This window comes from Bradyrhizobium sp. SSBR45G, from assembly GCF_030159255.1.
Lineage (GTDB): Bacteria > Pseudomonadota > Alphaproteobacteria > Rhizobiales > Xanthobacteraceae > Bradyrhizobium.
Genome location: NZ_BSCT01000012.1, coordinates 108,045 through 134,415 on the forward strand (window position 1 = coordinate 108,045; position 26,371 = coordinate 134,415).

Here is a 26,371-nt window from a genome sequence, read left to right on the forward strand (position 1 = left end):
TCGCCTGTCGACCCAGGGCACGCGCCCCAAACTCCGCCGTCATTGCGAGGAGCGAAGCGACGAAGCAATCCAGGCTGCCTCCGCGGAGACAGTCTGGATTGCTTCGCATCGCTCGCAATGACGCCCGAGTTTGCAACTCGTTGCCCATCTTAGATCATGCCTTCGCGGACAATCGCCGGCGTTCTCGCGGCGCCTGATCGCGTCCGAGCTTTGCTATTTGCCGCCTCTCAAAAACGAGAGGCGCAGGGAAGGCCGGGTGCAGGCTGCACCCATGGCCCGCCTGCAGAAAAAAATGCAGGCGGCAGTCACCACAGGTACGAGCCGGACATCCGGCCTCCCCTGCGCGATGGATTTACGGTTGCTCCGTGGTCTCCCCGGTGCGCCGGGCTTTCTGGTCACCGTTGCCCGCGCGACGCGTCAGCGTCGTCACGAACGTGGCATCAGCGTCGGGATGCCAGGACCCCACGGCTTGGCCGTGCGCCTCGGGACTGTCCGTCGACATGATCGCTCACGCCGCAGCCCAAAGCGCCCACCGCATCCCGCACCCGACGTCCGTGACGGTCGCGAACTGTCCCTCGTGTGGGACGGGATGCGTAGAGATAAGCATGATTTCCGAAAAAAAGAAAGAGAATTATTTTGCGCCGGGGACTGGACAGGGTGGATCAGGTTGAGGCGGAACGTGTATTCGGGTTTTCCGCGAAGAGGGATTCGTGCACGTGACCTGGACTAAGGACTTTTCAGCAGCGCTCGCTTGCGCATCAAATGTGAGAGCCTTTCATGCCTGAACTTGCCATCGAAAGGTTGGTCGTGGGGCTTGCCGGAGCCGTTGCAACGGACGACGACGTTCGCATGTTGACCTCGCGACTTGGCAGTCGACTGACGCCGGATTGGCTTCTCTCCCTGGTCAGAACGTATGCTTTGGCTGGACAATGTTTCGACTTGCCGAGCGATGCCGATGTGTCCGGTCTTGGAGTGGCGCTCATCTGGCTGACACCGAGGCAGATCGCTTCTGAGGCGACCGAAAGCGAGCCGGGAATGTCGGTTGCCCCACTCGGCTTCATTCCGATCGGCGCTTGTGCCTATGGATCAGGCGATCCCTATTTTCTCGATCTCCGCCCAGGTGCCGCCGATCCGCCCCTGGTGCGGGTTCCTCATGACTTCGCTGTTGAGCAGCAGTACCCGCTGGGTCGTATTGAGGTCGTGACCGGAACGTTGAGCGGATTCTTCGCCAAGGCAAGCCTGTCCGTTTGACATGGGCAGGGCGGGCAACGGGGCGCCGGCGCGTCGCGCGGGAGCGGCGTGCCCCAATGTCAAAGATCATACGCCGCATGATCCCGCGCCAAGGCGCGGAACGTCCTGACGGTCGACGGCTTCACCAGGGTCGATAGCCTCGTTCCGCAATAGGGACAGAATTGGATTTGGACCGCGGCGGCAAGGGTCACGTTTCCGGCAGTGCCGAGCGGCCTCGGATGCTCTGTCAAGGTCCGCATGTCTTCCGGCGAGACGGCACGAAATTGCAGATGGAAGACGAAGCCGCCGGGCCGTTCGGAGACGACCACGCCAGCGCCTCTCTGACCTGCGTCTGCAACCAGTTTGTCGAATCCGGCACAGCAGACCTTCGACGTCACGTCGTGGGGCCAGCGCTTCTGTCTTGCGGCGTCGACGAGTGTTGCGATCGTCAGCGGCTGGCGGGGACGGCGCACGCGCAGAACAGTCCGGACGAGCCCAATCAAGGACAGGCCTTCCGGTCCGAAATGGCGGGCGAACGCGAAGCCGGACATGTCGACGTCGAATGCGCGCGCAAACGCGCGCATGAACTCGTGCGCATCGTCGCCGTCGAGGCCGAGGCCTCGGGCGATGTCGGTCTGTTCGGACAGTTCTACGCGCGCTCCGGTCTGCGCCGCGACAAAATGTAGAACGCGCTGATGGAGAGGGTCTGAGAGCAGCGGCGTCATCTCATTTCCGTCCGGCCCGCTGCCGAGCGCGAGCGACAATGTCGCTTCGCTTCGCCTTCGACAACGGAGCCTAAGCCCAAGCCATGCCGGTCACGATGGCTGGATCGTCGCCGTCCTTATTGGATGCCTCGGTCGCCCGCCTCTGGATCCTCGCGCCGCGTGCGCGCCGATGTCGAGCATCCAGGCGTCTCGCCACGGTCATGAAGCCGTTCGTCACACGCCCGAGCCGCGCGATGGCCTGTCTGATGACGAACAGGATCGTCGTGACGCGGCTGAGGATGCCGAGCAAGAGCAGGACCGAGTAGACATCGATATAGGCCAGGATGTCGCCGACGAGCATCAATTCGGGCGGGATCGGGATGCTGTGATAGTAAGCCAGGCCAAGGATGATGACCGGCAGGAACGCGATGATCCGCCGCAACGTCAGCCGGTCCAGGAAGGCGGCCAGCTGGACGACGAAAACGTCCCACAACCAGTCGCCGAGGAGGGCGGGCTTGTCGATCGTCCATCTCCGCCATAGCGTTTTCCACATCGATCCGCTCCGCATGCGAGGCCCGCTTCCGGCAGCAGGTCATCGGCCGCCCAGAATCTCGGAGATGCGAACTGTGTCACAGTTGCCGGGAGCGGCCGGCCCGGTGCGACAATACAGCCTCGTCTGCCAACGCGTCGAGTCTTCCGCCCCGCGCATCACGCTCGATCGCAGCATCGAATGACGCAGCATCGAACCGTTCGAACCACGCGCGAAAGCGCGCAAGCTCGTCCGGAGTGAGCTGCTGCACGGCGTTCTCGATCTCTTCGGCTGTTGTCATGATCGAAAATATAACATTAAACGGCGGCGGCATAGCTGGTGGCAAACGGCCGTCGGCCCCCTAGCGCAGCGGCAGCCACGCGGCGGACCGCGCACACCATGCTTGATCTGTTCGATATGGTGGGCACGCGCCCCTCCGACGACGCTTGGCTCACCCGCCATGATGGCGCTGCTACAACGCCCCCGACGTGACCAACCCAAACTTCAGCCATGCCGACGGCGGGACATCGGTGGGACGATGGCGATCGGCCCAGTTGCGGTCGACGATGTCGAGCAGCGCGGGGTCGATGCCCATCTCGCGCAGATAGAGCCGGGCCTGTCCGCCGTAATAGGTCGTCAGGCCGGCGCGATGCTCGGCGGAGACGTTCGGTGCCAGCCGGTTGCGGATCTCCATGCCGACCAGCTCGACATGTGCGTCCGCCGGCAGGCTGCGGTGCACGCCACCGGCCAGCATCAGCACGCAGGGCGTGTCGCACAGCATCCGCGACGCATCGAGCTTGGCGTCGAATGGACCACCCGCGCGCTTCAGCGCGACGCAATCGGCTTGCGGCTTGTCGCGACAGGCGTCGACCAGCGTGCGTCCGGGGCTGGCATCGAGCCCGCGGTCGCGCAGGATTCGGCCCATGCTGACGGCGACATTGAGATTGGCCTCGCCGCGGGTGTTGATGATGATTGGCAGCTTGCGGCCGGATTGGCGGTCGAGGATCGCGATCAGGCGCTTGAAGGTGTCGAACTGGATCGTGCCCTCGGCCGCGATCCAGTCGGCGCAGCCGGGACCGCAGGAATCGGGCGCGCCATGGGCGACGTAGAAGATCATCGCATCAGGAAGCGTACCGAATTCGGCGATCGGCGGCGGTGGCGTGGTTGACGGCTGAGCCCCGGCCTGACCGGTCCCGATGATCATCATCATGACGATCAGTACGGCTTGAAACGGCCTCGCAGTCATCGGCATCACCCCCCAGCAACCCCGCGCGGATTGTCACCGGGAGGGCGTAGTTGTGCAAGGGGGAGCATGCACGCGGGTGTCGCCACGCCAGCGCCACAGGCAGGTCGCGCGTTCGTCGTCCGCCATGCCGGCAGCCTCCGACGTCCGTTGCGCGGTGATCGGCTCACTCGGCAGGACGGCACGCGATCCTCGACCGTGGCTGGGGTCACACAAGGCCAAGCCGTTGATCATCAAGCCGTTGATCATCAAGCGGTGGATCATCAAGCCATCGATCATCAGGTGATCGATCGTCCTGCGATCGCAGCCGGCTCGCACGGACCGTGCATCATGCAGGACGCACTCGTGTCGATTCATTGCCCCTGCACAGTCCCACTTCGGACGTAAAGGCTACAGATAACGATTTGCATCTACAGGGTGTCGGGGAGACGGGGTGATGTCGTTCGCTGGGCTCAAGTCAGTCGTCCTGTGCCTGAGCCTGCTCGCCTTGCCCGCGCTCGCCGCAGACCAGTCGACGCGGCCGCATCTTCATGCGGCGTCCAGCAAACCGACGATGCTGCAGATGCTGCTGGCGTCATGGAGGCCGAAGCCCGCGCAGACGGTGATGATGCATCGGAAGCCGCCGGCCAGGCATCTGTCGATGCGGAAGCACGGGGTCCGGCACGCGGCCGTCGTGGCACGAAAGCCGAAGGCGCCGCCAGCGCCTGTCGCGACCGAGACGCCGGTGCCGGTGGCGGCGCCCTCCACGGTTGGAGCCGCGATGACGGCGCCGGCCACGCTGTCCGAAGCGGAGCTCGCCGCCAAGGGGCTGGAGCTGTTCAACGACACGGGTCTCTCGGGCGGCAACAAGGCGTCCTGCGCCACCTGCCACTTCTCGACCGGGCACACCAACAACAAGACCTATGTCGGCCTCGACGTGGTCGCCGACGGCGATCCCAATGGCCGCAACACGCCGACCCTGTGGGGCGTCGGCGAGCGCTCGGTGTTCGGCTGGCAGGGCCAGGCGGCGACGCTCGAGGACAGCATCCGCGGCATCATCGTCAACCGCATGAAGGGGCCGGAGCCGTCGAAGGAGACCTTGGCGGCGCTGATCGCCTATGTCCGCACGCTGAACTATCCGGCCAACTGGCAGGTCAATGAGGACGGCTCGCCGCGGCCCGACGCGAGCGCGGCCGTGAAGCGCGGCTTCGAGCTCTATACCGGCGATGGCGGCTGCGGCACCTGCCACCAGCTGCCGACCTTCGACAAGAAGAGCCGCGACGACATCGGCACCGGCGGCAAGTTCAAGGTGCCGACCCTGCATGCGGTCGCGTCGACCGCGCCGTATTTCCACGACGGCCGCACGGCCTCGCTGCGCGAGGCGGTCAAGATGATGTGGGAGGTCTATGCCAAGAAGATGGAGTCGCGGCTGCCGACCGACGCCGAGCTCGACGATCTCACCGCCTATGTCGGTGCGCTGTAGCGTGCGCCGGTCCGCGCTGACGGTGGCCTCATGGTTCCGAAGCCGATGCGAGAGCATTGCCTGAGCGTGCCGCGCCCGAGGGCCTCTCACCTTGCATCGAGGGCAGCGAACTTCGATCTCATTCTCTCTCGGCCTGCACACCCTCAACCCTCACCCTGAGGAGCCCGCCCTCAGGCGGGCGTCTCGAAGGGCGAGGCCCCGGCGGCGGTGGCCTCATGGTTCGAGACGCGCCGCCTTGGGCAGTTGTCGCGCAGCAGTCTGCGGCGCACGGCGCTCCTCACCATGAGGTTTGGGAGCCGAGACCGCCGCTGCACATTGGCCAAGAGCAGCGTGCTCATGGAGAGGGCCAGGCCCCGGATCTGCGCCTCAGATGTTGGCGCCGAGATCGGCGATGTCGTCGAACAGCACGCCGGTCTTGGATAACAGGGTCTCTAGCTCGTCGGTGGCGTCGGCGATGCCGCGCGTCGCGGTGTCGATCACCAGCTCCGCGTCGAGCGGCGGCTCGTAGTCGGTGCCGATGCCGGTGAAGTTCTGCAGGTTTCCGGCGCGGGCCTTGGCGTAGTGGCCCTTGGGATCGCGGCTCTCGCAGATTTCGGCCGGCGTGGCGACATGCACCTCGCGGAACAGCTCGCCGGCGACGCGGCGCGCGGTGGCGCGGTCGTCGCGCGCGGGCGACACCGCGGCAACGATCGCGATATGGCCGTTGCGGGCCAGATGCGTCGCGACCTCGGCGAGGCGGCGGATGTTCTCGGCGCGATCGTCCGGCGTGAAGCCGAGATCCTTGTTGAGGCCGGCGCGCAACGTATCGCCGTCGAGCAGCACGGGCGCGCCGCCGCGGCTGAACAGCCGCCGTTCCAGCGCGCGCGCCAAGGTCGACTTGCCGGCGCCGGGCAGTCCGGTCATCCACACCACGGCGCCCTTGTGGCGATAGCGGTCCGCGCGCTCCTGCGGCTGCAGCGCCGATTCCACCGGCATGATGTCGACGGGCGAGGCGCGCTTGCCGGCGTCGACGGTGAGCACGAGTCCGCCACCGGCGATGCGGCCCTGGACCTCGATGACGAGGCGGCCGGTCCGCGCGTTCTCGGTATAGGGATCGACGGCGACCGGCTGGGTCAGCGCGATCTCGATTTCGCCGACATGATTGCGCGCGATCGCGGCCGTCTCCTCGTTGGACAGCGAGCCGGGATCGACGGCCTTATCGATCGCCACCACGGCGCCGCGGGCCTCGCGGGTGCCGAGCCGCACCAGGATGCTGTCGCCTTTCGACAAGGGCTGGTCATGCAGCCAGAAGATGCGGGCGTGCAGCCGGCGCGCCGCCTGCGGCTCGCGGCCGACATGGGCGATGACGTCGCCGCGCTCGATGAACAGCTCGCGGTCGAGCGTGATGCCGACAGAACGGCCCGCGCCTTGCGGCGTGGTCACCGGCGTCTGCGGCCAGCCTTCGACCGACTTGATCTTGGCGATCTTGCCGGCCGGCATGATCACGATCTCGTCGCCGGTCTTGAGCTCGCCGGCCTCGACGCGGCCGGCGACGATGCGGCGGTCGTCGAACTTGTAGATCGCCTGCACCGGCAGACGCAGCGGCAGGCTCGACAGCGGCTTTGCCGGCTCGAGGCCATCGAGCGCCTCGACCACGGTCGGGCCCTTGTACCAGCCGATCCGCGAGGTGTGCTTGGCGACACCGTCGCCGTCGCGGGCCGAGATCGGGATCACCGCCACCGGCTTGACGCCGAGGCCTTCGAGGTGGGCGGAGATCTCGGTCTTGATCTCGTCGAAGCGGGCCTGGCCGAAATCGACCCGGTCCATCTTGTTGACGACGACGGCGACCTGTTTCACGCCGAGCAGATGCAAGAGATAGCCATGGCGGCGGGTCTGGTCGCGCACGCCTTCCAGCGCGTCGATGATCAGCACTGCGCCGTCGGCCTGCGAGGCGCCGGTGATCATGTTGCGCAGGAATTCGGCGTGGCCGGGCGCGTCGATCAGCACGACCTCGCGCGCATTGGTGCGGAAGCGGATCTGCGTGGTGTCGATGGTGATGCCCTGGTCGCGCTCGGTCTGCAGCGCGTCGAGCAGGAACGACCATTCGAACGGCATGCCGCGGCGCGCCGAGACGGCCTGCAGCATTTCGAGCTTGCCATCGGGCAGGCTGCCGGTCTCATGCAGCAGGCGGCCGACCAGCGTCGACTTGCCGTGATCGACATGGCCGACGATCACGATGCTGACCTGGGGACGGGTGGTGCCGTTCGGCGTGGCGGGGGAAGCGGACGGGACTCTCATGTTCATCGCCTCGGCTCCGCTCACAGATAGCCGGCGACGCGCAGACGCTCGAAGGCGTCCTCGGTCTCGTGGTCGAGCGCACGGCCGGCGCGCTCCGGCACCTTGGTGCTTTCGAGCTCGGCGAGAATCTCCGGAATGGTCGAGGCGTTGGACGCCACCGGGAACGTGATGTCCTGGTCGCCGAGCGAGCGATAGCGCTTGCCGTTCTTGGAGAGATACAGCGGGATGATCGGGATGTTCTCGCGCGCGGTGTAGGCCCAGATGTCGGCCTCGGTCCAATGCAGGATCGGATGGATGCGCAGATGAGCGCCCTGCGGCGGCGAGGCGTTGAAGTGGTCCCAGAATTCCGGCGGCTGGTCGCGCACGTCCCAGTTGCCTTCGGCGCCGCGCGGCGAGAACACGCGCTCCTTGGCGCGCGTCGCCTCCTCATCGCGGCGGATGCCGGCGATCAGGCCGTCGAAGCCATGCTTGGCCAGCGCCATCTTCAGGCCCTCGGTCTTCCGCGCGGCCGAGCGCGCCGCGGGGGGCAGGGTCGGATCGACCGCGTCGATCGGCGGGCACGGTTCGATCTTCAGGTCGAGGCCCCATTCCTGCGCGTAGGTGTCGCGGAAGGCGTACATCTCCGGAAACTTCTTGGCGGTATCGACATGCATGGCCGGGAACGGCACGCGGCCGAAGAAGGCCTTGCGCGCCAGCCAGATCATGACGTTGGAATCTTTTCCCAGGGACCACAGCAAAGCGAGCTTCTTCAGCCGTGCAAAGGCCTCGCGGAGAATGTAAATGCTCTGCGCCTCCAGCTGATCGAGATGATCCATCGCGGCTGCCCCATGAAGGACGCGCGGCATGGAAGATGCTTGATCGAGTTGGGTCGAGGGCAACCGATCTCTGGAAACGTCGTTTGTGAGAATGTGCATGCTACTAGCCATCGCCTGCTTGGGAGAAAATTCTATGGCGAAGCCAAGGAATAATTTTCTCTTTACGTCTGCGGTGTGACACTTATATAGAAAATAATTCCAGTCAACCCCGAAGAGTCGAAACCGAAGAGCGCAATGCAATATCTGCCGGTGTTTCTCGATCTGAAGGCCGGCCCCGTGCTGCTCATCGGCGCGGGGGAGCTCGTGCGCGCCAAGCTTCGGGTGTTGTTGTCGGCCGGCGCTGATATCCGCTGGTTCGCGACCGATGGCGATTTCGAGCTCGGCGGTCTGCACGACGATCATGGCCAGATCGAGCGTTCCGAGGGCGATCCGCTGAGTGCGGATCTCACCGGTGTCATCGCGGTGCTGTGCGCCGGCGCCGGCGACATCGGCGTGGCGATGTCAGCACGGGCGCGGTCGGTGGGCCTGCCCGTCAACGTGATGGACGACCTCGCGCATTCCAGCTTCATCTTTCCGGCGATCGTCGATCGCGGCGACGTCGTGGTGGCGATCGGCACTGGCGGCTCGTCGCCGGTGGTGGCGCGGCGCGTGCGCGAGCGCATCGAGGCGCTGCTGCCGGCGCGGATCGGCGAGCTCGCGGGCTTCATCGGCGACTTCCGCAAGATCATCAATCCCCTCATCGCCGAGATGCCGCTGCGCCGCCGGTTCTGGGAGCGTGTCGTCGACGGCCCGATCGGCGCGCTGGTGCTCGCGGGGCGCAAGCCGGAGGCCGAAGCGGCGCTGCGCGGCATCGCCGATCCCACGGCTTATGCGGGCGCCGATCATGCCGGCCGCAGCGAGGGGCATGTGACCCTGGTCGGCGCCGGTCCCGGCGATCCCGATCTTCTGACGATCAAGGCGCTGCGCGCGCTGCAGGACGCCGACGTCGTGTTCTACGACGAACTGGTCACGCCGGAGATTCTTGATCGCATCCGCCGCGACGCCTCGCGCGTGCCGGTCGGCCGCCGCGTCGGCAAGCCCGGCATCGGCCAGGATGCCGTCAACACGCTGCTGATCGAGGCCGCCCGCGAGGGCAAGCGCGCCGTGCGTCTGAAGGGCGGCGATGCTTTCGTGTTCGGCCGCGGCGGCGAGGAGGTCGATGCGCTGCGCAAGGCCGGCGTGTCCTACACAATCGTGCCCGGCATCACCGCCGGCATCGGCGCGGCCGCGCAGTTCGAGGTGCCGCTGACATTCCGCAGCAAGGCGCTGCGCATCACCTTCCTCACCGCGCACAAGGAGCGCGATGCCGAGGCGGTCGACTGGTCGGTTCTCACCGACACCAAGATGACCGTCGTCGTCTACATGGGCATGACCGCGGCGCCGGCGGTGCGCTCCGGCCTGCTCGCGGCGGGACGTTCGCCGCAGACGCCGGTCGGCGTGTTCGCGCGGGTGACTCGGCCGGATGCGCAGGCCGCGGTCGGGACGCTCGATCAGTTGCCGGATCTCGTCGGCCAGATCGATGGCGGCCCGGCCATCCTCATCATCGGTGACGTCGTGGCGCATTCGGCGCCGTGGCGTCAGCAGAATCTCAGTGGCGTGATTGCAAAACTCCTGGAACCCGTCTGAATGACCTCCCCGCTGCAACAGAAGATCAAGATCACCGGTCCCTCGATCATCACCGCGAACCGGACGTGGGACGGCGCGGTGATCTACCGCACCGGCGCCAAGGGCTGGTCGGATGACCTCAGCCACGCCGCGATCGTCCGCACCGCCGACGAGGCGCGCGCGCTGCTGGCGGAAGCCGTGGCCGATGATCTCGGCGCCATCGGTCCTTATATCGCGCCGGTCGAGGTCGCTGCCGACGGCGCGGTCAAGCCCGGCAATATGCGCGAACACATCCGGCTCACGGGCGCCACCATTGCGCTCCCGGCTCAAGCCTGAAGGCCCTGTCATGTATGCTTACGACGAAATCGATCGCACTTTGGTCAACGAGCGCGTCGCCGAATTTCGCGACCAGGTGAAGCGGCGCCTGTCGGGCGAATTGTCCGAGGACGAGTTCAAGATGCTGCGGCTGCAGAATGGCGTCTATCTGCAGCTGCACGCCTACATGTACCGCATCGCCATTCCCTACGGTACGCTGTCGTCCGATCAGCTGCGCCGGCTGGCGCATGTCGCACGCCGCTACGATCGCGGCTATGGCCACTTCACGACGCGGCAGAACATCCAGTTCAACTGGATCAAGCTCGCCGAGCTGCCCGACGCGATGGCCGATCTTGCCGAAGTGGGCATCCAGTCGATGCAGACCTCCGGCAACAACATGCGCAACGTCACCTCGGACCAGTGGGCCGGAGTCGCGCCCGGTGAGATCGAGGATCCGCGCATCTGGGCCGAGCTGCTGCGCCAGTTCACGACCTTGCATCCGGAGTTCTCGTTCCTGCCGCGCAAGTTCAAGATCGCGATCACGGCCTCCGATCATGACCGCGCCGCGATCAAGATCCACGACATCGGTCTCAGGCTCCTCAAGAACGAGCAGGGCGAGACCGGCTTCGAGGTGCTGGTCGGCGGTGGCCTGGGACGCTCGCCCTTCATCGCCAAGACCATCAAGCCGTTCGTCCACGGCCACGACATTCTCAGCTATGTCGAGGCGATCCTGCGCGTCTACAATCAGTATGGCCGCCGCGACAACATCTACAAGGCGCGCATCAAGATCCTGGTGCACGAACTCGGCATCGAGAAGTTCGCCGCCGAGGTCGAGGAGGAGTGGCTGCAGATCCGCGACGGCGCGCTGAAGATCGACGACGGCGTCGTCGAGGATATCCGCTCGCGCTTCTTCTATCCGGCCTATGAGACGCTGCCGGCCATGCCGGACGAGCTCAAGCAGGCCGCGCATGATCCGAAGTTCGAGGCTTGGCGCAAGAACTCGGTCTTCGCCCACAAGGTGCAGGGCCATGCGATCGTGGTCGTGTCGCTGAAGCCGGTGGGCGGACCTCCGGGCGACGCGACCGCCGACCAGATGGATGCGCTGGCCGATATCGCCGACACATATTCGTTCGGCGAGATCCGCGTCGGCCATGAGCAGAACCTGGCGCTGCCGCATGTCAGGAAGAGCGACCTGCCGAAGCTGTGGAAGGCGCTCGACGCGATCGGCCTTGCGATCCCCAACGTCAACCTGGTGTCCGACATCATTGCCTGTCCGGGGCTGGACTACTGCTCGCTGGCGAATGCGCGCTCGATTCCGATCGCGCAGGAGATCACGCGCCGCTTTGCCAATCACGACACGGCGAACCTGATCGGCCGGCTGCACATCAACATCTCCGGCTGCATCAATGCCTGCGGCCATCACCATGTCGGCCATATCGGCATCCTCGGCGTCGAGAAGAACGACGAGGAGTTCTACCAGATCACCATCGGCGGCCGCGCCGACGAGGGCGCCGTGCTCGGCACCCTGATCGGGCCCGCGGTGCCCTATGGCGAGGTCGCCGACGTGGTCGAGGACATCGTCGAAGCCTATCTCGCGCTGCGCGCGCATCCCGAAGAGCTGTTCGTCGACACGGTGAAGCGGCTCGGAGTCGAACCATTCAAGGAGCGGGTCTATGCCACTCGTTAAGGGCGGACACATCATTGCGGACGAGTTCGTCCGTGTCTCGGACGATGCCGAGCTGCCGGCGCAGGGCGCGATCCTCGTCTCCGAGGCGCGCTTCCTGGCCGGGCCTGACGCGCTCGCGAGCCGCTCCAGCGGCAAGCTCGGCGTGATCTGGCCGAACAACCGCGACGTCGACGATCTCGTGCCGTATCTCGGCCGCATCGCGCTGATCGCGCTGGTGTTCCCGAGCTTCCGCGACGGCCGCGCCTACACCCAGGCGCGCCTGCTGCGCGAGCGCCATGGCTATCGCGGCGAGCTGCGGGCGACAGGGCAGGTGCTGCGCGATCAGTTCGTGTTCATGCTGCGCGCCGGCTTCGACGCCTTCGACGTCAAGAAGCAGGCCGACGCCGACGCCTTCGCCGAGACGGTGAAGCGCTATTCGGTGTTCTATCAGCCGACCGGCGACGGCCGGCTCTCGGCCCTGCATCAGCGCCTGCAATTGCGCCATTCGGAGAGTGCCGGGCTGTGAGCACGCTGGCTGCATCATCGTCGGACGCACAGACGCCGGTCGCGGCGCTGGATGCAGCGCTGCGCACGGCTGCGCCGCATGAGGTCATTGCCGCCGCCCTGCAGGCGATCGGGCGAGAGCGGCTCGCCGTGGTGTCGTCGTTCGGCACGGAGTCCGCGGCGCTGCTGAAGGTCACCGCCGACGTCGATCCGGCGATCCCCGTCGTCTTCCTCGACACCGGGCACATGTTCGCCGAGACGCTGGCCTATCGCGACCAGCTGATCGAGATCCTCGGCCTGCGCGACGTGCGCTCGATCAAGCCTGATGCCGCGGCGCTGGCGCGCGAGGATGCCGACAACGAGCTGTGGTTCTCGGACCCCGACGCCTGCTGCCGCATCCGCAAGGTCGAGCCGCTGGCGCGCGCGCTCGCGCCCTTCACCGCCTGGATCAATGGCCGCAAGCGCTTCCAGGGCGGCCTGCGCGCCGCGATCCCGGTCGTCGAGCAGGACGGCACACGGGTGAAGTTCAATCCGTTCGCCAACGTCACGCGCGAGGACATCGCGGAGATCTATCGCACGGCCAACCTGCCGCAGCATCCGCTGGTCGCCTCCGGCTTCCGCTCGATCGGCTGCATGCCCTGCACCAGCCGCTCGGACTCCGCCGAGGACGATCGCGCCGGCCGCTGGCGCGGCCGCGGCAAGACCGAGTGCGGGATCCACACGGTGGCGACGTCGTCGGTGTAGCGAGTCCAGCTGTGGGGCACCATCCACATGTCCCGCTCAGGTTGCGGTCTGCTTGTGCGGACATATCGAGAACAACATCAGGCGCATGTGGTTGTCGCGTGCGCCCGATCGCGGACATTCGCCGTCGTTTGCGCGTCGACGACGGCAATGTGTCGCGGCACAGAATGCTCATCCCATTGTGCCCCGCTTCGTAGCACAATGCTCATGTCCGGCTGAAAACAAGAGAATCCGGTTTCGTTGACTCTGAACCGTACATCCGGCGATCTGCAGGACGCGCCTGCAACATTGCGGGCCCGTCATTTGGAATGGAGAGCTTGGATGATGCGGCGTGTTCTGGCTGTTGTCGCGGCCCTGGCATCGGCGGGATCGGCCTATGCGGCCGACGTGAACCTGCTCAACGTGTCCTACGATCCGACCCGCGAACTTTATGTCGAGTTCAACAAGGCCTTTGCGGCGAGCTACCAGAAAGAGACCGGCAAGAGCGTCGAGATCAAGCAGTCGCATGGCGGCTCCGGCGCCCAGGCCCGCAGCGTGATCGACGGCCTGCAGGCCGACGTCGTGACCCTGGCGCTCGCCTATGACATCGACGCGATCGCGGGCAAGGGGCTGCTCGACAAGGAGTGGCAGAAGCGCCTGCCGCAGAACGCCTCACCCTACACCTCGACCATCGTGTTCCTGGTCCGCAAGGGCAATCCGAAGGGCATCAAGGACTGGGACGACCTGCTCAAATCGGGCGTCGACGTCATCACGCCGAATCCGAAGACCTCGGGCGGCGCCCGCTGGAACTACCTCGCCGCCTGGGGCTATGCCCTGAAGAAGACCGGCTCGGCCGACAAGGCCAAGCAGTTCGTGGCCGACCTGTATAAGCATGTTCCGGTGCTCGACACCGGTGCCCGCGGCGCCACCGTCACCTTCGTGGAACGCGGCGTCGGCGATGTGCTGCTGGCCTGGGAGAACGAGGCCTATCTGGCGCTGAAAGAATTCGGTAAGGAAAAGTTCGAGATCATCTCGCCGTCGCTGTCGATCCTGGCCGAACCGCCAGTTGCCATCGTCGACACCGTCGTGGCCAAGAAGGGCACGCAGGCCGCCGCCGAAGCCTATCTGAAGTACTGGTATACGAAGGAAGGTCAGGAAATCGCCGCACGCAACTTCTATCGTCCGCGCGATCCCGACGTTGCCAAGACCTACGCCGAGTCGTTTGCCAAGGTCGACCTGTTCACGATCGACGATGTGTTCAGTGGCTGGACCAAGGCGCAGAAGGATCATTTCGGCGAAGGCGGGATGTTTGATCAGATCTACAAGAACTGATCCGACGCCGACAGCAGGAGACGATGGGGTGAGCCAGGGAATGAGCCAGGTGGCGTCTTGAGCGTCCTTGCACCGCGACGCAGCACCTTGCCGGGCTTCGGTCTCACCATGGGACTGACGCTGACCTGGCTGTCCCTCATCGTCCTCATTCCATTGGCCGGGCTGTTCGTGCGCTCGACCGACCTCAGCCTGGCGCAGTTCTGGGACATCGTCACCAGCCGCCGCACCCTGAGCGCGCTCAAGATCTCGTTCGGACTGTCGTTCGCCGCCGCTCTCGTCAACCTAGTGATGGGCACGATCGTGGTCTGGGCGCTGGTGCGCTACCGCTTCCCGGGCCGTCGGCTGTTCGACGCCATCGTCGACGTCCCATTCGCGCTGCCGACGGCGGTGGCCGGCGTGGCGCTGACCGCCCTGTTCGCCCAGAAGGGCTGGCTCGGCGCGCCGCTCGCCGCTCTCGGCATCAAGGTGGCGTTCACGCCGCTCGGCATCTTCATCGCGATGATCTTCATCGGCATCCCCTTCGTGGTCCGCACCGTGCAGCCGGTGCTGATCGATCTCGATCCCGAGATCGAGGAGGCGGCCGCGAGCCTCGGCGCCAGCCGCTGGCACATCATTACCAAGGTCATCCTGCCCAGCCTGACGCCGGCGCTGCTGACCGGCTTCGCGCTCGCCTTTGCCCGCGCCGTTGGCGAATACGGCTCGGTGATCTTCATCGCCGGCAATCTGCCGAACGTGTCGGAAATTGCCCCCCTTCTGATCGTGATCCGCCTGTCCGAGTTCCGTTATGCCGACGCCACGGCCATTGCAGTGGTCATGCTTGTGGTGGCATTCGTGATCATCTTCGCGGTGAATCGCTTGCAGCGCTGGGCCCAGGCCCAGGCGCCGTCGACCTGAGGCCGCGACATGAGCATCGAGATGACCCTGCAACGGACGTCCGGCACAGCCGCCCAGTCCAGCCATGTCGAAAGTGCCGCCCGGCGCGATCCGCGCGCCGAGCCGGCGGCCGTGCGCATTGCCATCATCACGCTCGCCATCGGCTTTCTCTCGCTCTTCGTCGTGCTGCCGCTGGTGGTCGTGTTCGTCGAGGCGTTCGGCAAGGGCGTGATGGCCTACCTGTCCGCTTTGGCCGACCCCGAGGCGTGGTCGGCCATCCGCCTCACGCTCGGCGTCGCGGCCGTCTCGGTCGGCACCAATCTGGTGTTCGGACTGGCCGCCGCCTGGGCGATCGCGAAGTTCGATTTCCCCGGCAAGACCTTCCTGATCACCTTGATCGACCTGCCGTTCTCGGTGAGCCCGGTCATTTCAGGCCTCGTCTTCGTGCTGCTGTTCGGCGCCCAGGGCTTCTTCGGTCCGTGGCTGCAGAGCCATGGTCTGCAGATCCTGTTCGCCTTCCCGGGCATCACGCTCGCCACCGTCTTCGTGACTTTTCCCTTCGTGGCGCGAGCGCTGATCCCGCTGATGCAGGAGCAGGGCACGCAGGAGGAGGAGGCCGCGATCTCGCTCGGCGCGTCCGGTTTGCAGACCTTCTTCCGGGTCACCCTGCCCAACATCAAATGGGGCGTGCTGTACGGCGTCCTGCTCTGCAATGCCCGCGCGATGGGCGAGTTCGGTGCGGTGTCGGTGGTGTCGGGACACATCCGCGGCGAGACCAACACGATGCCGCTGCTGGTCGAGATTCTCTACAACGAGTACCAGATGGTGGCCTCGTTCGCGATCGCCTCGCTGCTCGCCATGCTGGCGCTGATCACGCTGATCGCCAAGACCATTCTCGAACGGAACATCGACGAGGACATGCCTCATGACCATTGAAGCGAGGGGCGTCGTCAAGACCTTCGGCTCATTCAAGGCGCTCGACAGTGTCGACCTGAAGGTCGCCAATGGCGAGCTGTTGGCGCTGCTCGGTCCCTCCGGCTCCGGCAAGACCACCCTGCTGCGCATCATCGCAGGCCTCGAATGGCCCGATGCCGGCGAGATCCTGTTCGACGGCGAGAACGCGCTCGACCGCGGCGCGCGCGAGCGTCATGTCGGCTTCGTGTTCCAGCACTACGCGCTGTTCCGCCACATGAGCGTGTTCGAGAACGTCGCCTTTGGACTCCGCGTGCAGCCGCGCAGCATCCGTAAGAGCGAGGCGCAGATCCGTGCGCGCGTGAAGGAGCTGCTCGACCTCGTGCAGCTCGACTGGCTCGCCGACCGTTATCCGAGCCAGCTCTCCGGCGGCCAGCGCCAGCGCATCGCGCTGGCGCGCGCGCTCGCCATCGAGCCACGCATCCTGCTGCTCGACGAGCCGTTCGGCGCGCTCGATGCCAAGGTGCGCAAGGAGCTGCGGCAATGGCTGCGCACCTTGCATCACTCCATCAACGTGACCTCGATCTTCGTCACGCATGACCAGGAGGAGGCGCTCGAGGTCGCGCATCGCGTCGTGGTGATGGACAAGGGCCGCATCGAGCAGGTCGGCTCGCCTAACGATGTCTATGACGCTCCGGCCACCGCCTTCGTGCATGGTTTCATCGGCGAATCGATCATGCTGCCGGTCGAAGTCTCCGGCGGTGCCGTGCATCTCAACGGCCGTCCGCTGGATCTGGCTGCGCCCGGCGACGCCGCCGGTGCGTCGACCTTGTTCGTGCGCCGCCACGACATGGTGATCGGCCCGGCCGGCAGCGGCACGCTCGACGGCGCCATCACCCACGTCCGCAGCTTCGGCCCGGTGCAGCGCGCCGAGATCGCGCTGACGGAAAGCTCAGCCATCATCGAGATCGACGCCCCGCGCGACCGCGAGCTCAAGATCGGCGACCGCATCGGATTGAAGCCGCGGCATTACCGGATTTTCGCGAGCGGGTAGAGGCTGCTCGGGCTCAGGCTCGATCACAGGTCGTTGGCCTCAGATCGCCACCAAACAGTCGGTGTCGTCCCGGACAAGCCCGGCAACGCGCGAGCGTTGCTGGGCGCCGATCCGGGACCCATACGCCGTGAAGCCTGTTCGAGGCACGCTGGAGCGGCATCTCGTCTCGCAACGACCGCCGCGGCGTATGGGTCCCGGCGCGGAGGCCGGGACGACACCTAATCTGTGGCGCCGCCTGCGGCTCGATCACACGGGCGATCCGTGGCGCTTGACCCCGCTGCCCCTATGGTTGACGAACCGTTGCCGGCCGGAATGGCCGCAATTGTCCGAATGGAACTTACCGGCGATTCACCTTTCAGCCACGGTTGATGTGCAACAACCCGCCTCTCTCGTCGGCATAGGGATTGGTTCATTGAAGCATCGCGCTCTCGCTTTCTCCATTGCACTCCTGCTCGCCGGCTGCGCGGCCGAGACGCCGGTCGTGCAGGCGCCGACCATGTATGCCGACATGGCGGTCGCCGGTGCGAAGCTCGATGCGGTCGCCGCGGCGACGATGATCTCGCAATACCGCCAGAACAATGGGCTCGGCATGGTCGAGGTCGACCCCGAGCTGATGCGGCTGGCCGAGACGCAATCGCAGGCGATGGCCGACAAGAACAAGCTCGATCACGACGTCCGCGCCCCGCTGGCGAAGCGGCTCAACGGCGCGGGTTATGACGCCGTCGTTGCTGTCGAGAACGTCTCGGCCGGCTATCACACCTTGGCGGAGGCCTTCTCGGGCTGGCGCGACTCGCCGCCTCACCGGGCGAACATGCTGAAGACCGGTGTTACCAAAATAGGCATCGCGGCGAGCTATGCGCCGAACACCAAGTACAAGGTGTTCTGGACCATGATTCTGGCGGCGCCGGACGGTAAAAAGCCTTCCTGACGGGCACGGCTGCCGTCGGCTTGCGCAGCGGATTGCATGATCGGCGGTCACCTGGCGGGTGGTACGGTCACGCCCTTGGGGTGGATTGACGTCACCGCGAAGTGACGCCACGCTGGCGCCTTGTTTTGCTAATGACCGGGCCAATGACCCAACATTCCTTTCCCCCACAGCCGACAACTCCCACCGAATCGCAACGCGTGCTCGTCCTGCAGGGCGGCGGCGCGCTCGGCTCCTATCAGTCCGGCGCCTATCAGGCGCTGTGCCATTTCGATTTCGAGCCCGAATGGGTGGCCGGCATTTCGATCGGCGCCATCAACGCCGCGATCATCGCCGGCAACGACCGCGACAAGCGCATCGGCCGGCTCAAGGAATTCTGGGAGATGGTGTCGTCGCCGGTGCCCTGGAAGCCGCTGCTCAACGGCGACCATCACCGCTCCGCCTTCAACGAGATGAGCGCCGGGCTGATCGCCGCCTTCGGCGTGCCCGGCTTCTTCACGCCGCGGTTTCCGCCGGCGCCGCTGTGGCCCGCAGGGACACCGCAGTCGGTCAGCTATTACGACACCGCGCCGTTGAAGCGGACCCTGGAGCGGCTGGTCGATTTCGATCGCATCAACGATCTCAAGACACGGCTTTCGGTCGGCGCCGTCGGCGTCACCACCGGCAATTTCACCTATTTCGACAATGTCGAATTCAGGAAGCAGGGCAAGCGGATTGGCCCCGAGCACATCATGGCCTCGGGCGCGCTGCCGCCGGGCTTCCCGCCGGTCGAGATCGACGGCGAGCATTATTGGGACGGCGGCATCGCCTCCAACACGCCGCTCGACTACGTGCTCGACAGCGAGACCGGCCGCGACCTCCTGATCTTCCAGGTCGACCTGTTCTCCGCGCGTGGCGACCTGCCGCGGACCTTGCTCGAAGCCGCCGAGCGCGAGAAGGACATCCGCTATTCCAGCCGGACGCGGATGAACACCGACAAGAACCGCATGATCCACAACACGCGCAAGGCGCTGCGCGAGCTCTATGCCAAGCTGCCGGACGAGCTGCGCAACGATCCCTCGCTCGAGATCCTGTGCAAGGCCGCGCAGGAGAACACCGTCACCGTGGTGCATCTGATCTACCGCAGCAAGAATTACGAGACCTCGTCGAAGGACTACGACTTCTCCCATGTCGCGATGGTCGAGCATTGGGAGGCGGGCGTGCGCGACGTCCACCAGTCGATGCGGCACAAGGACTGGCTGGAGCGGCCGCAATCCGGCGAGACCATGGTCACCTACGATCTCACGCAGGACGGCAGCCTGGCTGCCGCCAAGAAGGAGTGAACAACATGACGACGAATCTGAAGGGCAAGACCGCGGTCGTGACCGGCTCGACCAGCGGCATAGGTCTCGCCATCGCCCGCGGCTTTGCCGCGGCCGGCGCCAACATCGTGATCAACGGCTTCGGCGCGCCTGAAGACATCGAGAAGGAACGCGCCGGCATCGAGAGCGAGTTCAAGGTGAGGGCCGTGCATTCGCCGGCCGACATGAGCAAGCCGGCCGAGATCGCCGGCATGATCGCGCTCGGCGAGACGACGTTCGGCTCGGTCGACGTCCTCGTCAACAATGCCGGCATCCAGTTCGTCTCGCCGGTCGAGGACTTTCCGCCGGAAAAGTGGGAGCAGATCATCGCGATCAACCTCTCCTCGGCGTTCTACGGCATCCATGCCGCCGTGCCCGGCATGAAGAAGCGCGGCTGGGGCCGCATCATCAACACGGCGTCCGCGCACTCGCTGGTCGCCTCGCCGTTCAAGTCGGCCTATGTCTCGGCCAAGCACGGCATCGCCGGCCTGACCAAGACCGTCGCGCTGGAGCTCGCGACCTTCAAGATCACCTGCAACTGCATCTCGCCGGGCTATGTCTGGACGCCGCTGGTGGAGAAGCAGATTCCCGATACGATGAAGGCGCGCAACCTCACCAAGGAGCAGGTCATCAACGACGTGCTGCTGGCCGCACAGCCGACCAAGGAGTTCGTGACCGTCGACCAGGTCGCGGCGCTGGCGCTGTTCCTGTGCAGCGACGAGGCGGCGCAGATCACCGGCACCAATTTGTCGATCGACGGCGGCTGGACCGCGGCCTGAGACCGGCGACTCGCCGCTCCCTCCGTCGTCATCGCCAAGCTTGGTATTTAGTCAAGCCGGGCGATCCAGTAAACACCATCGAGGAGCCGCGGCGTACTGGATTCCCCGCCTTCGCGGGGAATGACTGTGGGCGGTGCATCCAAATCGGCGGAATCATTCTGCGCCGTCGCGGGTTTCGCTTCGGCGCAGTCCATTCTACAAGCGGGGCTGTTTCGGACGCACGCCCACGGACCTCTCATCTTGCTGACCACCCTCATCGGCCTCGGTGCCGCCGCCTGCACCACGAGCTCGTTCCTGCCCCAGGTCATCAAGGCCTGGCGGTCGCGCTCGACCACCGACATCTCGACCGGCATGTTCGTGCTGCTGACCACCGGCAACGCGATGTGGCTGCTCTACGGCGCGCTGATCAGCGACGTCCCGCTGGTGGTCGCCAACGCCATCACGCTGGGGCTGGTGACGGCGATCCTCGGCCTGAAGCTGCGCTACGGCTAGGAGTACACGGTGGCCCTCGATCCGGTTCGCTTGAGCAAGTTTCTGAGCCTAGTGCTGCGGCACCAGCCGGAGACGATCGGCCTGGTGCTGGATGCGCAGGGCTGGGCCGTCATCGATGAGCTGATCGCGCGCGCGGCTGCGGCGGGGACGGCGTTCAGCCGGGCCGATCTGGAGCAGGTGGTCGCGACCAGCGACAAGAAGCGCTTCACCGTCTCGGAGGATGGGCTGCGCATCCGCGCCGCGCAGGGGCATTCGGTGACGGTGGAGCTCGGACTGGCCCCGCGCGAGCCGCCGGCCGTGCTCTATCACGGAACGGCGACGCGGTTCGTCGAGGCGATCATGGCGCAGGGACTGACACCCCAATCACGCCAGCAGGTGCACCTGTCCCTTGACGAGGCGACGGCCGTCAATGTCGGCCGCCGGCACGGCAAGCCCGTCGTCCTGCGGGTCGATGCGGCGGCGATGCATCGTGCGGATTTCGGTTTTTCGTTGCCGACAACGGCGTCTGGCTGACGGATCACGTGCCGCCGGAATTTCTCAGTGGGCCCGAGTCGCACTGAGTCCCGGCGCGCCTGAATCAGCTGCGGCGCGCGAAGATATTGGTGCTCGTGGCAGCCACGCTCTGCCCCGGCGGCAGCACCACCACGGTCGATCCGAGCTGGACGCGGCCGTAGAGATCGGCGACGTCGGTGTTGGTCATGCGGATGCAGCCGGACGAGATCGCCTGGCCGATATATTCGGGCTGGTTGGTGCCGTGAATCCGGTACAGCGAATCCTTGTTGCCCTCGTAGAGATAGATCGCACGGGCCCCGAGCGGATTGGCCGGGCCGCCGGCGACGCGCTTCGGATAGGGCCCGAGGCGGGCCTGGATCTCGGCGGTGGGAACCCAGTCCGGCCATTCCGCGAGCTTGCCGACCGTGGCAACGCCGGAGAAGGCCTGCGCCTCCTCGCCGACGGCGACGCCATAGCGGATCGCCTTGCGGTCCGGAAGCACGTAGTACAGGAAGCGGGCATCGGTATCGACGACGATCGTGCCCGGCTGTTCCTGCCGCGTATATTCGACGATGTGACGCTGGAACTGCTGCGGGATCTGCGCCTCGGCATAGGGCGCGCGCGCCAGCAGCTGGCGGTCGCGCGACGTGAGGGCCGCATCGGACGTCGGCGACAAGGTCGCCTCCATGCAGCCGGCCAACAACAAAGTTCCGGCCAGCGACACAGCGAGCCCCAGTCTCGGCATCTCGATCTCCCCCAACGCGCGGTCGAAAAGCATGTGCCCGGAGGATCGCGCCAATATCAAGGCGTTGCACCCAACACTTGCGTGATCGCGGTGCGATGGCAGATGCACCTTTGCGACGCTCTCAGTTCCGTCAAGCCGGGGACAAGATGACGCAACAGATGCGTCATCGCGGTTCCCTCAACTCGCCTTGCCGAAGGCAAGAACGTGAAGGCCGAGACGCTGCTTGACGATTCGAAACAGCAGCACCGTCTCGAAGGCGAGCGACAGCGAGGTGGCGGCTGCGGCGCCGTGGCCGCCGAACCGCGGCACGAGCACGATGCACAGCACGAGGTTCATGACGAAGGCCGCCGCATAGGCGGACGCGCAGGCACGCTGCTGGCCCAGCATGTTCAACAGCCGCTCCACCGGGCCGATCGCGGAGCGCACGACGAGGCCGATTGCGGCGATGAACATGATGTCGTAGCCGGCGGTGAACTGCGCGCCGAACAGCCAGAGCAGCGGCTTGCCGAGCGCGAGCAGCACGACGGTCGCCGCGAGCGACGGCCAGAATGTCCATTTGATCGCATGGGCGACATAGGCCGACAGCCGCGCCTTGTCGCCGAGCGCGTGATATTCGGCGAAGCGGTGCGCCGTCGTCGCCGACATCGCGTAGTGGATGAACGACACCAGCGCGAGCGTCTTCACCACTGCGAAATAGATGCCGACCTCTTCCGAGGAGCGGAACTGCTGCAGCACCAGCACGTCGGTGTACGACAGCAGCAGATAGAAGCTTTCGACCAGCAGGATCGGCAGCGAGACCGCGAGCCAGCCGCGGAGATCATATTGTTTCGGCCCTGGCGCGATGTGACGGCCGAGCCGGCGGTTCAGCACCAGCATCTGGCCCAGCATCGCGATCCACACGGCTGCGGCGCTTGCGGCCATCGCCGCGGTGGCGTCGAGATCGAAGGCCAGCACGAACGCGCCCGCTGTGAAGCCGATGATGAGCGTCTGGCGGATGATGAATTGCGGCATCAGCCCGAGCGCCATCCAGTCGTGCGAGCGTGCGATGCCGTCCTGGGTGTTGGCGACCACGAAGGCGGGCAGCGTGAGGCAGCCGATATAGAGCGGCATGCGCTCGCTGGCGTCGATCCACGGCGACAGCAGCGCAACGAGGCCGGCGAGGAGCAGTGCCGCCGCCGTCGACGTTGCCAGCGTGAGCCAACGGCCGCCGGAGAGGAAGCCGCGCAGCAGCGCGTGCTGGCCGGAGGTGCGGTAGTCCGGGATGATCTTCTGCGCCGAGGAGGCGATGCCGACATCGAGCATGCTGCCGAGCAGCAGTACCCAGGTCCAGACATACACATAGGTGCCGTAGTCGGAGCCGCCCATCCAGCGCGCGAGCAGGATCTGGCTGAGATAGGCGAGGCCGGCGCTGAGCACGCGGATCAGGAAGATGGTTCCGGCGAGCCGTCGCGTCAGCGATGCCTCGCCGCTGCCGCCGAGCGACTGCAAGCGCGCCTTCAGCCGGGCGGCCGGTCCGCGCGACGCGGGTTCGTTGCGGGCATCCATCACGGCCACGGCGGGGTCCGGCTCCACGGCCGCGCGGCTGGCGGCGATGGTCCTTCCTATCAACGCATCGTTAAGAATGGGTTGGACCCGCGCTTGCGGGGCACGGCCGGCTCACGGCGCCGCCCGCGAGGCGGCGGCCATGTCAGGGCAGGTTGAAGTTGAACTCGTAGGCCTTGTCCGGCCCGACCAGCGTGAACTTCAGCGCGGCGCCGTCGGGCTTGACGCCGGGCGGCACGCCGTCGAGCTCGAAGACGAAGCGCTTGATTCCCGGCGTGCCGCTGTCGCGCGCGACGGGGATCGGCAGCGCCCAGTCCGGCGTCGGACCCTCGACATAGAGGTGGACGCCGCGCGCATCGGCGGCGGCGACATCGACGATGACGTCCTTGTTGCCGTCGCGCTTGACGTCGCGGATCGTCAGCGGCGTGGGATCACCGATCGTGGCGGGCTTGGGCACGGTGTCGAGCGCGGCCGACAGCGATGCGTCCTCGGTGCTGGCCACGCTGGTGAGCGCGAGCTCGGTCTTGGCTTCCACCGGGATGCAGATCTTCTCACAGACCGCGTAGCTGATGTCGGCGCGCAGGATCATCGGCTTGTCGGCATTCTTGCTGACGATGCGCAGCGGCAGCACGATCTGGTCGTGATAGCCGAGCGAGTGCCCGCCCGCGCCGTCGTCAAACTTGGTCGGGGCCGGCCATAGAACCGTCACGGCTTCGACGTTCTCCGATTTGGAAAAGTCGAATCGCGGCGGCACGCCGGAGTCACCGGGGGTCCGCCAATAGGTCTTCCATCCCGGCTGCAGCTGAAAGGCGATGCCGCCCAGCATGACCGGGCCGCTGCGCGAGCCTGCGAGCAGACGCACCGCGGAGTGGCCGTCGCGCTGCCACGGGGAGGAGTCCTGCGCCCGCGCGCCGGAAGCAAGGCAGCACGACACGACAGCGGCGATGAACAGTGTGGCGGAGTGGTGAGGAACCAAGGCGGACATGAGACGTCTTTAGAGTGCTGTTCAGGCGCAAACCATTGAATTGCTTGTGAGGCAGATTTCGCCGCGCGGACCTGAACCTTGATTGACAGATGCGCATCCCAATATCAGGATATCAACGATCATGAGAGTCCTTGCGGATGAATCCTGAAGCAAAAAGGCCGGGCGACATTCGCCGCAAAATGACGGGGATCGGGGATCACGCCTCGCAGGGTGGCTACCTCGATGGCCAGTTGCTGGTCGCGATGCCCGTGATGGGCGATTCCCGCTTCGAGCGCTCGGTGATCTATCTCTGTGCGCACTCGGCCGAGGGCGCCATGGGTATCATGGTGAACCGCCCGGCGGGCAGCATCGACTTTCCGCAGCTCCTGATGCAACTCAATATCATCGAGAAGGGCAAGCAGATCAGCCTGCCCGACAGCGCCGAGACGATGAAGGTCTTGAGCGGCGGTCCGGTCGACGCCGGCCGCGGCTTCGTGCTGCATTCGAGCGACTACTTCATCGCCAACGCCACGCTGAAGATCAATGACGGCGTCTGCCTGACGACGACGATCGATATCCTCAAGGCGATCGCCAAGGGCAACGGTCCGAAGCACGCCATCCTGGCGCTCGGCTATGCCGGCTGGCGAGCCGGCCAGCTCGAGGAAGAGATCCAGGACAATGGCTGGCTGCATTGCGACGCCGATCCGGAGCTGATCTTCGGCGACAATGTCGACGACAAGTACAATCTTGCGCTGCGCAAGATCGGCATCGATCCCGGCATGCTCTCCAACGCTGCGGGACACGCGTAGAGGGCGCGCCTGGCATGGTCGGGCTACCGACCGCCAGCGGTGCCGGTGGCCAGCCCAGAACCGATCCGGATTGCGTCCGCAACTCATTGCCTGGTCTTGGAGCCGAACAGCTTGCTGAAAAATCCGCTCGGCTTGTGAATCGACGGTTGCTTGGTCAGCTCCAGCCAATAGACCGTGTTGACGTCCGGCCGAAAGGAACGGGTGTAACGGACTTTGATCCGCTCGCTGTCCGTCAGACCGAATGTCTCGCCGTCCTTGATGACGGCTCCTTTGGCGAGAATGTAGCTGCCGAACTTGCGGACGCGATCGAAGGTCTGGTCCAGCGTCAGGCTGCTCTCGGTCTCTATTTCCATATGGCCGAAATCGCGCATTCCGATCGTCGAGATCAGGATGTTGCCATTGGGCTGCATGGAGAACTGAATCAGCACCCAGAGCGAAAACGGAATCGCTCCGCGCATCGCGCTGGCGCTTTCACCCTTGAACGTCTCAGTCTGCACCAGGCTGCTGCCCCACAGCACACCGATGACCGGCAGTTGCTCGACCAGCTCACGCATGAGGATGAGGTGGCGCATGTGCGCCTCGAGCCGCGTGTGCGACCGCCAACTGCAGTGGATCATGAGATGAGAGGTGTGGCGCGACAGGTCGGCGAGCGCAGTGGGCCACCAGAACGCGAATTGCGCTTGCTGCTGCAGCGGGTCCGGATAGGGAAAATCCATCGGCAAGCCAAACACGACGTCGCCGTCGACAGGAAGGACCATCGGACTGGTCGGCCCCTGACCATCGAGATTGGCCGGATTCAGTCCAATGGCCGGTCCAATCCGCGCGGCCATTGCGGCATAGTCGATCGGCTGCTGGCGCTCCAGGAACAACGTCGCACCGATCATTTTCGGTTGTGCGTCTTCGGCTTTGCTCGCTTTGTCCATCGCCCCATCCTCCAACACTCGCGCTCGTCCTAGCACTGGAGCTCCGGAGGCGGAACGGAATCCCGCGGCGTCGTCGATCC

Annotated in this window: 26 protein-coding genes and 1 pseudogene; 17 read left to right on the top strand and 10 right to left on the bottom strand. The window is 65.7% G+C overall.

The window, feature by feature from the left end:
* Positions 1-777: 777 nt before the first annotated feature.
* Positions 778-1,251, top strand: coding sequence for a hypothetical protein (locus QQL87_RS16610; RefSeq protein ID WP_284419995.1), 474 nt, complete (start codon positions 778-780; stop codon positions 1,249-1,251).
* Positions 1,252-1,310: 59 nt separating this feature from the next.
* On the opposite strand, the gene QQL87_RS16615 is transcribed toward QQL87_RS16610, so the two are convergent.
* The 4 genes from QQL87_RS16615 to QQL87_RS16630 all read right to left on the bottom strand — a co-directional run bounded on the left by QQL87_RS16615 (position 1,311) and on the right by QQL87_RS16630 (position 3,670).
* Complete coding sequence (locus tag QQL87_RS16615) at positions 1,311-1,994, bottom strand: DUF1493 family protein (RefSeq protein WP_284419996.1); 684 nt, start codon at positions 1,992-1,994, stop codon at positions 1,311-1,313.
* Positions 1,995-2,025: 31 nt separating this feature from the next.
* Positions 2,026-2,487, bottom strand: coding sequence for a hypothetical protein (locus QQL87_RS16620; protein WP_284419997.1), 462 nt, complete (start codon positions 2,485-2,487; stop codon positions 2,026-2,028).
* A gap of 76 nt (positions 2,488-2,563) precedes the next feature.
* Entirely contained in the window at positions 2,564-2,734 is a 171-nt protein-coding gene (locus QQL87_RS16625; RefSeq protein ID WP_284419998.1) for a hypothetical protein, read from the bottom strand.
* Positions 2,735-2,935: 201 nt separating this feature from the next.
* Positions 2,936-3,670: a hypothetical protein gene (locus QQL87_RS16630; protein ID WP_502871182.1), complete on the bottom strand. Its 735-nt coding sequence runs from the start codon at positions 3,668-3,670 to the stop codon at positions 2,936-2,938.
* Positions 3,671-4,142: 472 nt separating this feature from the next.
* On the opposite strand from QQL87_RS16630, the gene QQL87_RS16635 reads away from it, so the two are divergent.
* Positions 4,143-5,168 (top strand): cytochrome-c peroxidase, encoded by a 1,026-nt coding sequence (locus QQL87_RS16635; protein ID WP_284419999.1) that lies wholly within the window; start codon positions 4,143-4,145, stop codon positions 5,166-5,168.
* Between the two features lie 366 nt (positions 5,169-5,534).
* On the opposite strand, the gene cysC is transcribed toward QQL87_RS16635, so the two are convergent.
* Together cysC and cysD are read right to left on the bottom strand one after the other, a co-directional pair.
* A complete protein-coding gene (cysC, locus tag QQL87_RS16640; RefSeq protein ID WP_284420000.1) occupies positions 5,535-7,451 on the bottom strand; it encodes an adenylyl-sulfate kinase in 1,917 nt (638 codons plus the stop codon).
* A 14-nt stretch (positions 7,452-7,465) separates the two neighbouring features.
* Positions 7,466-8,290: a sulfate adenylyltransferase subunit CysD gene (cysD, locus tag QQL87_RS16645; protein WP_284420001.1), complete on the bottom strand. Its 825-nt coding sequence runs from the start codon at positions 8,288-8,290 to the stop codon at positions 7,466-7,468.
* 204 nt (positions 8,291-8,494) lie between these two features.
* Here cysD and cysG point away from each other — a divergent pair, with 204 nt between their 5' ends.
* The 14 genes and pseudogenes from cysG (at position 8,495) to QQL87_RS16715 (ending at position 21,376) form a co-directional block, all read left to right on the top strand.
* Positions 8,495-9,925, top strand: a complete 1,431-nt coding sequence (gene cysG / locus QQL87_RS16650; protein WP_284420002.1) for a siroheme synthase CysG — start codon at positions 8,495-8,497, stop codon at positions 9,923-9,925.
* Complete coding sequence (locus tag QQL87_RS16655) at positions 9,926-10,240, top strand: DUF2849 domain-containing protein (RefSeq protein WP_284420003.1); 315 nt, start codon at positions 9,926-9,928, stop codon at positions 10,238-10,240.
* A gap of 10 nt (positions 10,241-10,250) precedes the next feature.
* Complete coding sequence (locus tag QQL87_RS16660; protein ID WP_284420004.1) at positions 10,251-11,906, top strand: nitrite/sulfite reductase; 1,656 nt, start codon at positions 10,251-10,253, stop codon at positions 11,904-11,906.
* Complete coding sequence (locus QQL87_RS16665) at positions 11,893-12,411, top strand: DUF934 domain-containing protein (RefSeq protein ID WP_284420005.1); 519 nt, start codon at positions 11,893-11,895, stop codon at positions 12,409-12,411. The genes QQL87_RS16660 and QQL87_RS16665 overlap by 14 nt, the downstream gene beginning before the upstream one ends.
* On the top strand, positions 12,408-13,133 hold the full coding sequence (locus QQL87_RS16670; RefSeq protein ID WP_284420006.1) for a phosphoadenylyl-sulfate reductase: 726 nt from the start codon (positions 12,408-12,410) through the stop codon (positions 13,131-13,133). Before QQL87_RS16665 ends, QQL87_RS16670 begins: the two co-directional genes overlap by 4 nt.
* A 318-nt stretch (positions 13,134-13,451) precedes the next feature.
* Positions 13,452-14,441: a sulfate ABC transporter substrate-binding protein gene (locus QQL87_RS16675; protein ID WP_284420007.1), complete on the top strand. Its 990-nt coding sequence runs from the start codon at positions 13,452-13,454 to the stop codon at positions 14,439-14,441.
* 57 nt (positions 14,442-14,498) lie between these two features.
* Positions 14,499-15,335 carry a sulfate ABC transporter permease subunit CysT gene (gene cysT, locus QQL87_RS16680; RefSeq protein WP_284420008.1) on the top strand — a complete coding sequence of 279 codons (837 nt, stop codon included), beginning with the start codon at positions 14,499-14,501 and terminating at the stop codon, positions 15,333-15,335.
* A 9-nt stretch (positions 15,336-15,344) separates the two neighbouring features.
* Entirely contained in the window at positions 15,345-16,250 is a 906-nt protein-coding gene (gene cysW / locus QQL87_RS16685) for a sulfate ABC transporter permease subunit CysW (protein ID WP_284420009.1), read from the top strand.
* Positions 16,240-17,280: a sulfate/molybdate ABC transporter ATP-binding protein gene (locus QQL87_RS16690; RefSeq protein WP_284420010.1), complete on the top strand. Its 1,041-nt coding sequence runs from the start codon at positions 16,240-16,242 to the stop codon at positions 17,278-17,280. The genes cysW and QQL87_RS16690 overlap by 11 nt, the downstream gene beginning before the upstream one ends.
* 412 nt (positions 17,281-17,692) lie before the next feature.
* A complete protein-coding gene (locus tag QQL87_RS16695) occupies positions 17,693-18,208 on the top strand; it encodes a CAP domain-containing protein (protein WP_284420052.1) in 516 nt (171 codons plus the stop codon).
* Positions 18,209-18,351: 143 nt separating this feature from the next.
* Positions 18,352-19,527 carry a DUF3734 domain-containing protein gene (locus QQL87_RS16700; RefSeq protein ID WP_284420011.1) on the top strand — a complete coding sequence of 392 codons (1,176 nt, stop codon included), beginning with the start codon at positions 18,352-18,354 and terminating at the stop codon, positions 19,525-19,527.
* Positions 19,528-19,532: 5 nt separating this feature from the next.
* Positions 19,533-20,324: a 3-hydroxybutyrate dehydrogenase gene (locus tag QQL87_RS16705; protein WP_284420012.1), complete on the top strand. Its 792-nt coding sequence runs from the start codon at positions 19,533-19,535 to the stop codon at positions 20,322-20,324.
* Positions 20,325-20,564: 240 nt separating this feature from the next.
* Positions 20,565-20,816: a SemiSWEET transporter gene (locus tag QQL87_RS16710; RefSeq protein ID WP_284420013.1), complete on the top strand. Its 252-nt coding sequence runs from the start codon at positions 20,565-20,567 to the stop codon at positions 20,814-20,816.
* Positions 20,817-20,825: 9 nt separating this feature from the next.
* Positions 20,826-21,376, top strand: a pseudogene (locus tag QQL87_RS16715) (RNA 2'-phosphotransferase).
* 17 nt (positions 21,377-21,393) lie between these two features.
* On the opposite strand, the gene QQL87_RS16720 reads toward QQL87_RS16715, so the two are convergent.
* The 3 genes from QQL87_RS16720 to QQL87_RS16730 all read right to left on the bottom strand — a co-directional run bounded on the left by QQL87_RS16720 (position 21,394) and on the right by QQL87_RS16730 (position 24,580).
* On the bottom strand, positions 21,394-22,053 hold the full coding sequence (locus QQL87_RS16720) for a L,D-transpeptidase (RefSeq protein ID WP_284420014.1): 660 nt from the start codon (positions 22,051-22,053) through the stop codon (positions 21,394-21,396).
* Positions 22,054-22,230: 177 nt separating this feature from the next.
* Positions 22,231-23,607: a lipopolysaccharide biosynthesis protein gene (locus QQL87_RS16725; protein WP_284420015.1), complete on the bottom strand. Its 1,377-nt coding sequence runs from the start codon at positions 23,605-23,607 to the stop codon at positions 22,231-22,233.
* Between the two features lie 133 nt (positions 23,608-23,740).
* Positions 23,741-24,580: a protein-disulfide reductase DsbD domain-containing protein gene (locus QQL87_RS16730; RefSeq protein ID WP_284420016.1), complete on the bottom strand. Its 840-nt coding sequence runs from the start codon at positions 24,578-24,580 to the stop codon at positions 23,741-23,743.
* A 137-nt stretch (positions 24,581-24,717) separates the two neighbouring features.
* Here QQL87_RS16730 and QQL87_RS16735 point away from each other — a divergent pair, with 137 nt between their 5' ends.
* Positions 24,718-25,368 (top strand): YqgE/AlgH family protein, encoded by a 651-nt coding sequence (locus QQL87_RS16735; protein ID WP_284420017.1) that lies wholly within the window; start codon positions 24,718-24,720, stop codon positions 25,366-25,368.
* 83 nt (positions 25,369-25,451) lie between these two features.
* Here QQL87_RS16735 and QQL87_RS16740 read toward each other — a convergent pair whose 3' ends face one another.
* On the bottom strand, positions 25,452-26,291 hold the full coding sequence (locus tag QQL87_RS16740; protein ID WP_284420018.1) for a DUF4261 domain-containing protein: 840 nt from the start codon (positions 26,289-26,291) through the stop codon (positions 25,452-25,454).
* Positions 26,292-26,371 lie beyond the last annotated feature (80 nt).

Excerpts from the sequence above, each read along its gene's own strand:
- QQL87_RS16705 (WP_284420012.1), top strand. The coding sequence starts at position 19,533 with ATGACGACGAATCTGAAGGGCAAGACCGCGGTCGTGACCGGCTCGACC.
- QQL87_RS16610 (WP_284419995.1), top strand. The coding sequence starts at position 778 with ATGCCTGAACTTGCCATCGAAAGGTTGGTCGTGGGGCTTGCCGGAGCC.
- QQL87_RS16630 (WP_502871182.1), bottom strand. The coding sequence starts at position 3,670 with ATGATGATCATCGGGACCGGTCAGGCCGGGGCTCAGCCGTCAACCACG.
- QQL87_RS16660 (WP_284420004.1), top strand. The coding sequence starts at position 10,251 with ATGTATGCTTACGACGAAATCGATCGCACTTTGGTCAACGAGCGCGTC.
- cysD (WP_284420001.1), bottom strand. The coding sequence starts at position 8,290 with ATGCCGCGCGTCCTTCATGGGGCAGCCGCGATGGATCATCTCGATCAG.
- cysC (WP_284420000.1), bottom strand. The coding sequence starts at position 7,451 with ATGAACATGAGAGTCCCGTCCGCTTCCCCCGCCACGCCGAACGGCACC.
- QQL87_RS16720 (WP_284420014.1), bottom strand. The coding sequence starts at position 22,053 with ATGCCGAGACTGGGGCTCGCTGTGTCGCTGGCCGGAACTTTGTTGTTG.
- QQL87_RS16740 (WP_284420018.1), bottom strand. The coding sequence starts at position 26,291 with ATGGACAAAGCGAGCAAAGCCGAAGACGCACAACCGAAAATGATCGGT.
- QQL87_RS16655 (WP_284420003.1), top strand. The coding sequence starts at position 9,926 with ATGACCTCCCCGCTGCAACAGAAGATCAAGATCACCGGTCCCTCGATC.
- cysW (WP_284420009.1), top strand. The coding sequence starts at position 15,345 with ATGAGCATCGAGATGACCCTGCAACGGACGTCCGGCACAGCCGCCCAG.
- QQL87_RS16735 (WP_284420017.1), top strand. The coding sequence starts at position 24,718 with ATGAATCCTGAAGCAAAAAGGCCGGGCGACATTCGCCGCAAAATGACG.
- QQL87_RS16675 (WP_284420007.1), top strand. The coding sequence starts at position 13,452 with ATGATGCGGCGTGTTCTGGCTGTTGTCGCGGCCCTGGCATCGGCGGGA.
- QQL87_RS16665 (WP_284420005.1), top strand. The coding sequence starts at position 11,893 with ATGCCACTCGTTAAGGGCGGACACATCATTGCGGACGAGTTCGTCCGT.
- cysG (WP_284420002.1), top strand. The coding sequence starts at position 8,495 with ATGCAATATCTGCCGGTGTTTCTCGATCTGAAGGCCGGCCCCGTGCTG.
- QQL87_RS16690 (WP_284420010.1), top strand. The coding sequence starts at position 16,240 with ATGACCATTGAAGCGAGGGGCGTCGTCAAGACCTTCGGCTCATTCAAG.
- QQL87_RS16620 (WP_284419997.1), bottom strand. The coding sequence starts at position 2,487 with ATGTGGAAAACGCTATGGCGGAGATGGACGATCGACAAGCCCGCCCTC.
- QQL87_RS16700 (WP_284420011.1), top strand. The coding sequence starts at position 18,352 with ATGACCCAACATTCCTTTCCCCCACAGCCGACAACTCCCACCGAATCG.
- QQL87_RS16730 (WP_284420016.1), bottom strand. The coding sequence starts at position 24,580 with ATGTCCGCCTTGGTTCCTCACCACTCCGCCACACTGTTCATCGCCGCT.
- QQL87_RS16635 (WP_284419999.1), top strand. The coding sequence starts at position 4,143 with ATGTCGTTCGCTGGGCTCAAGTCAGTCGTCCTGTGCCTGAGCCTGCTC.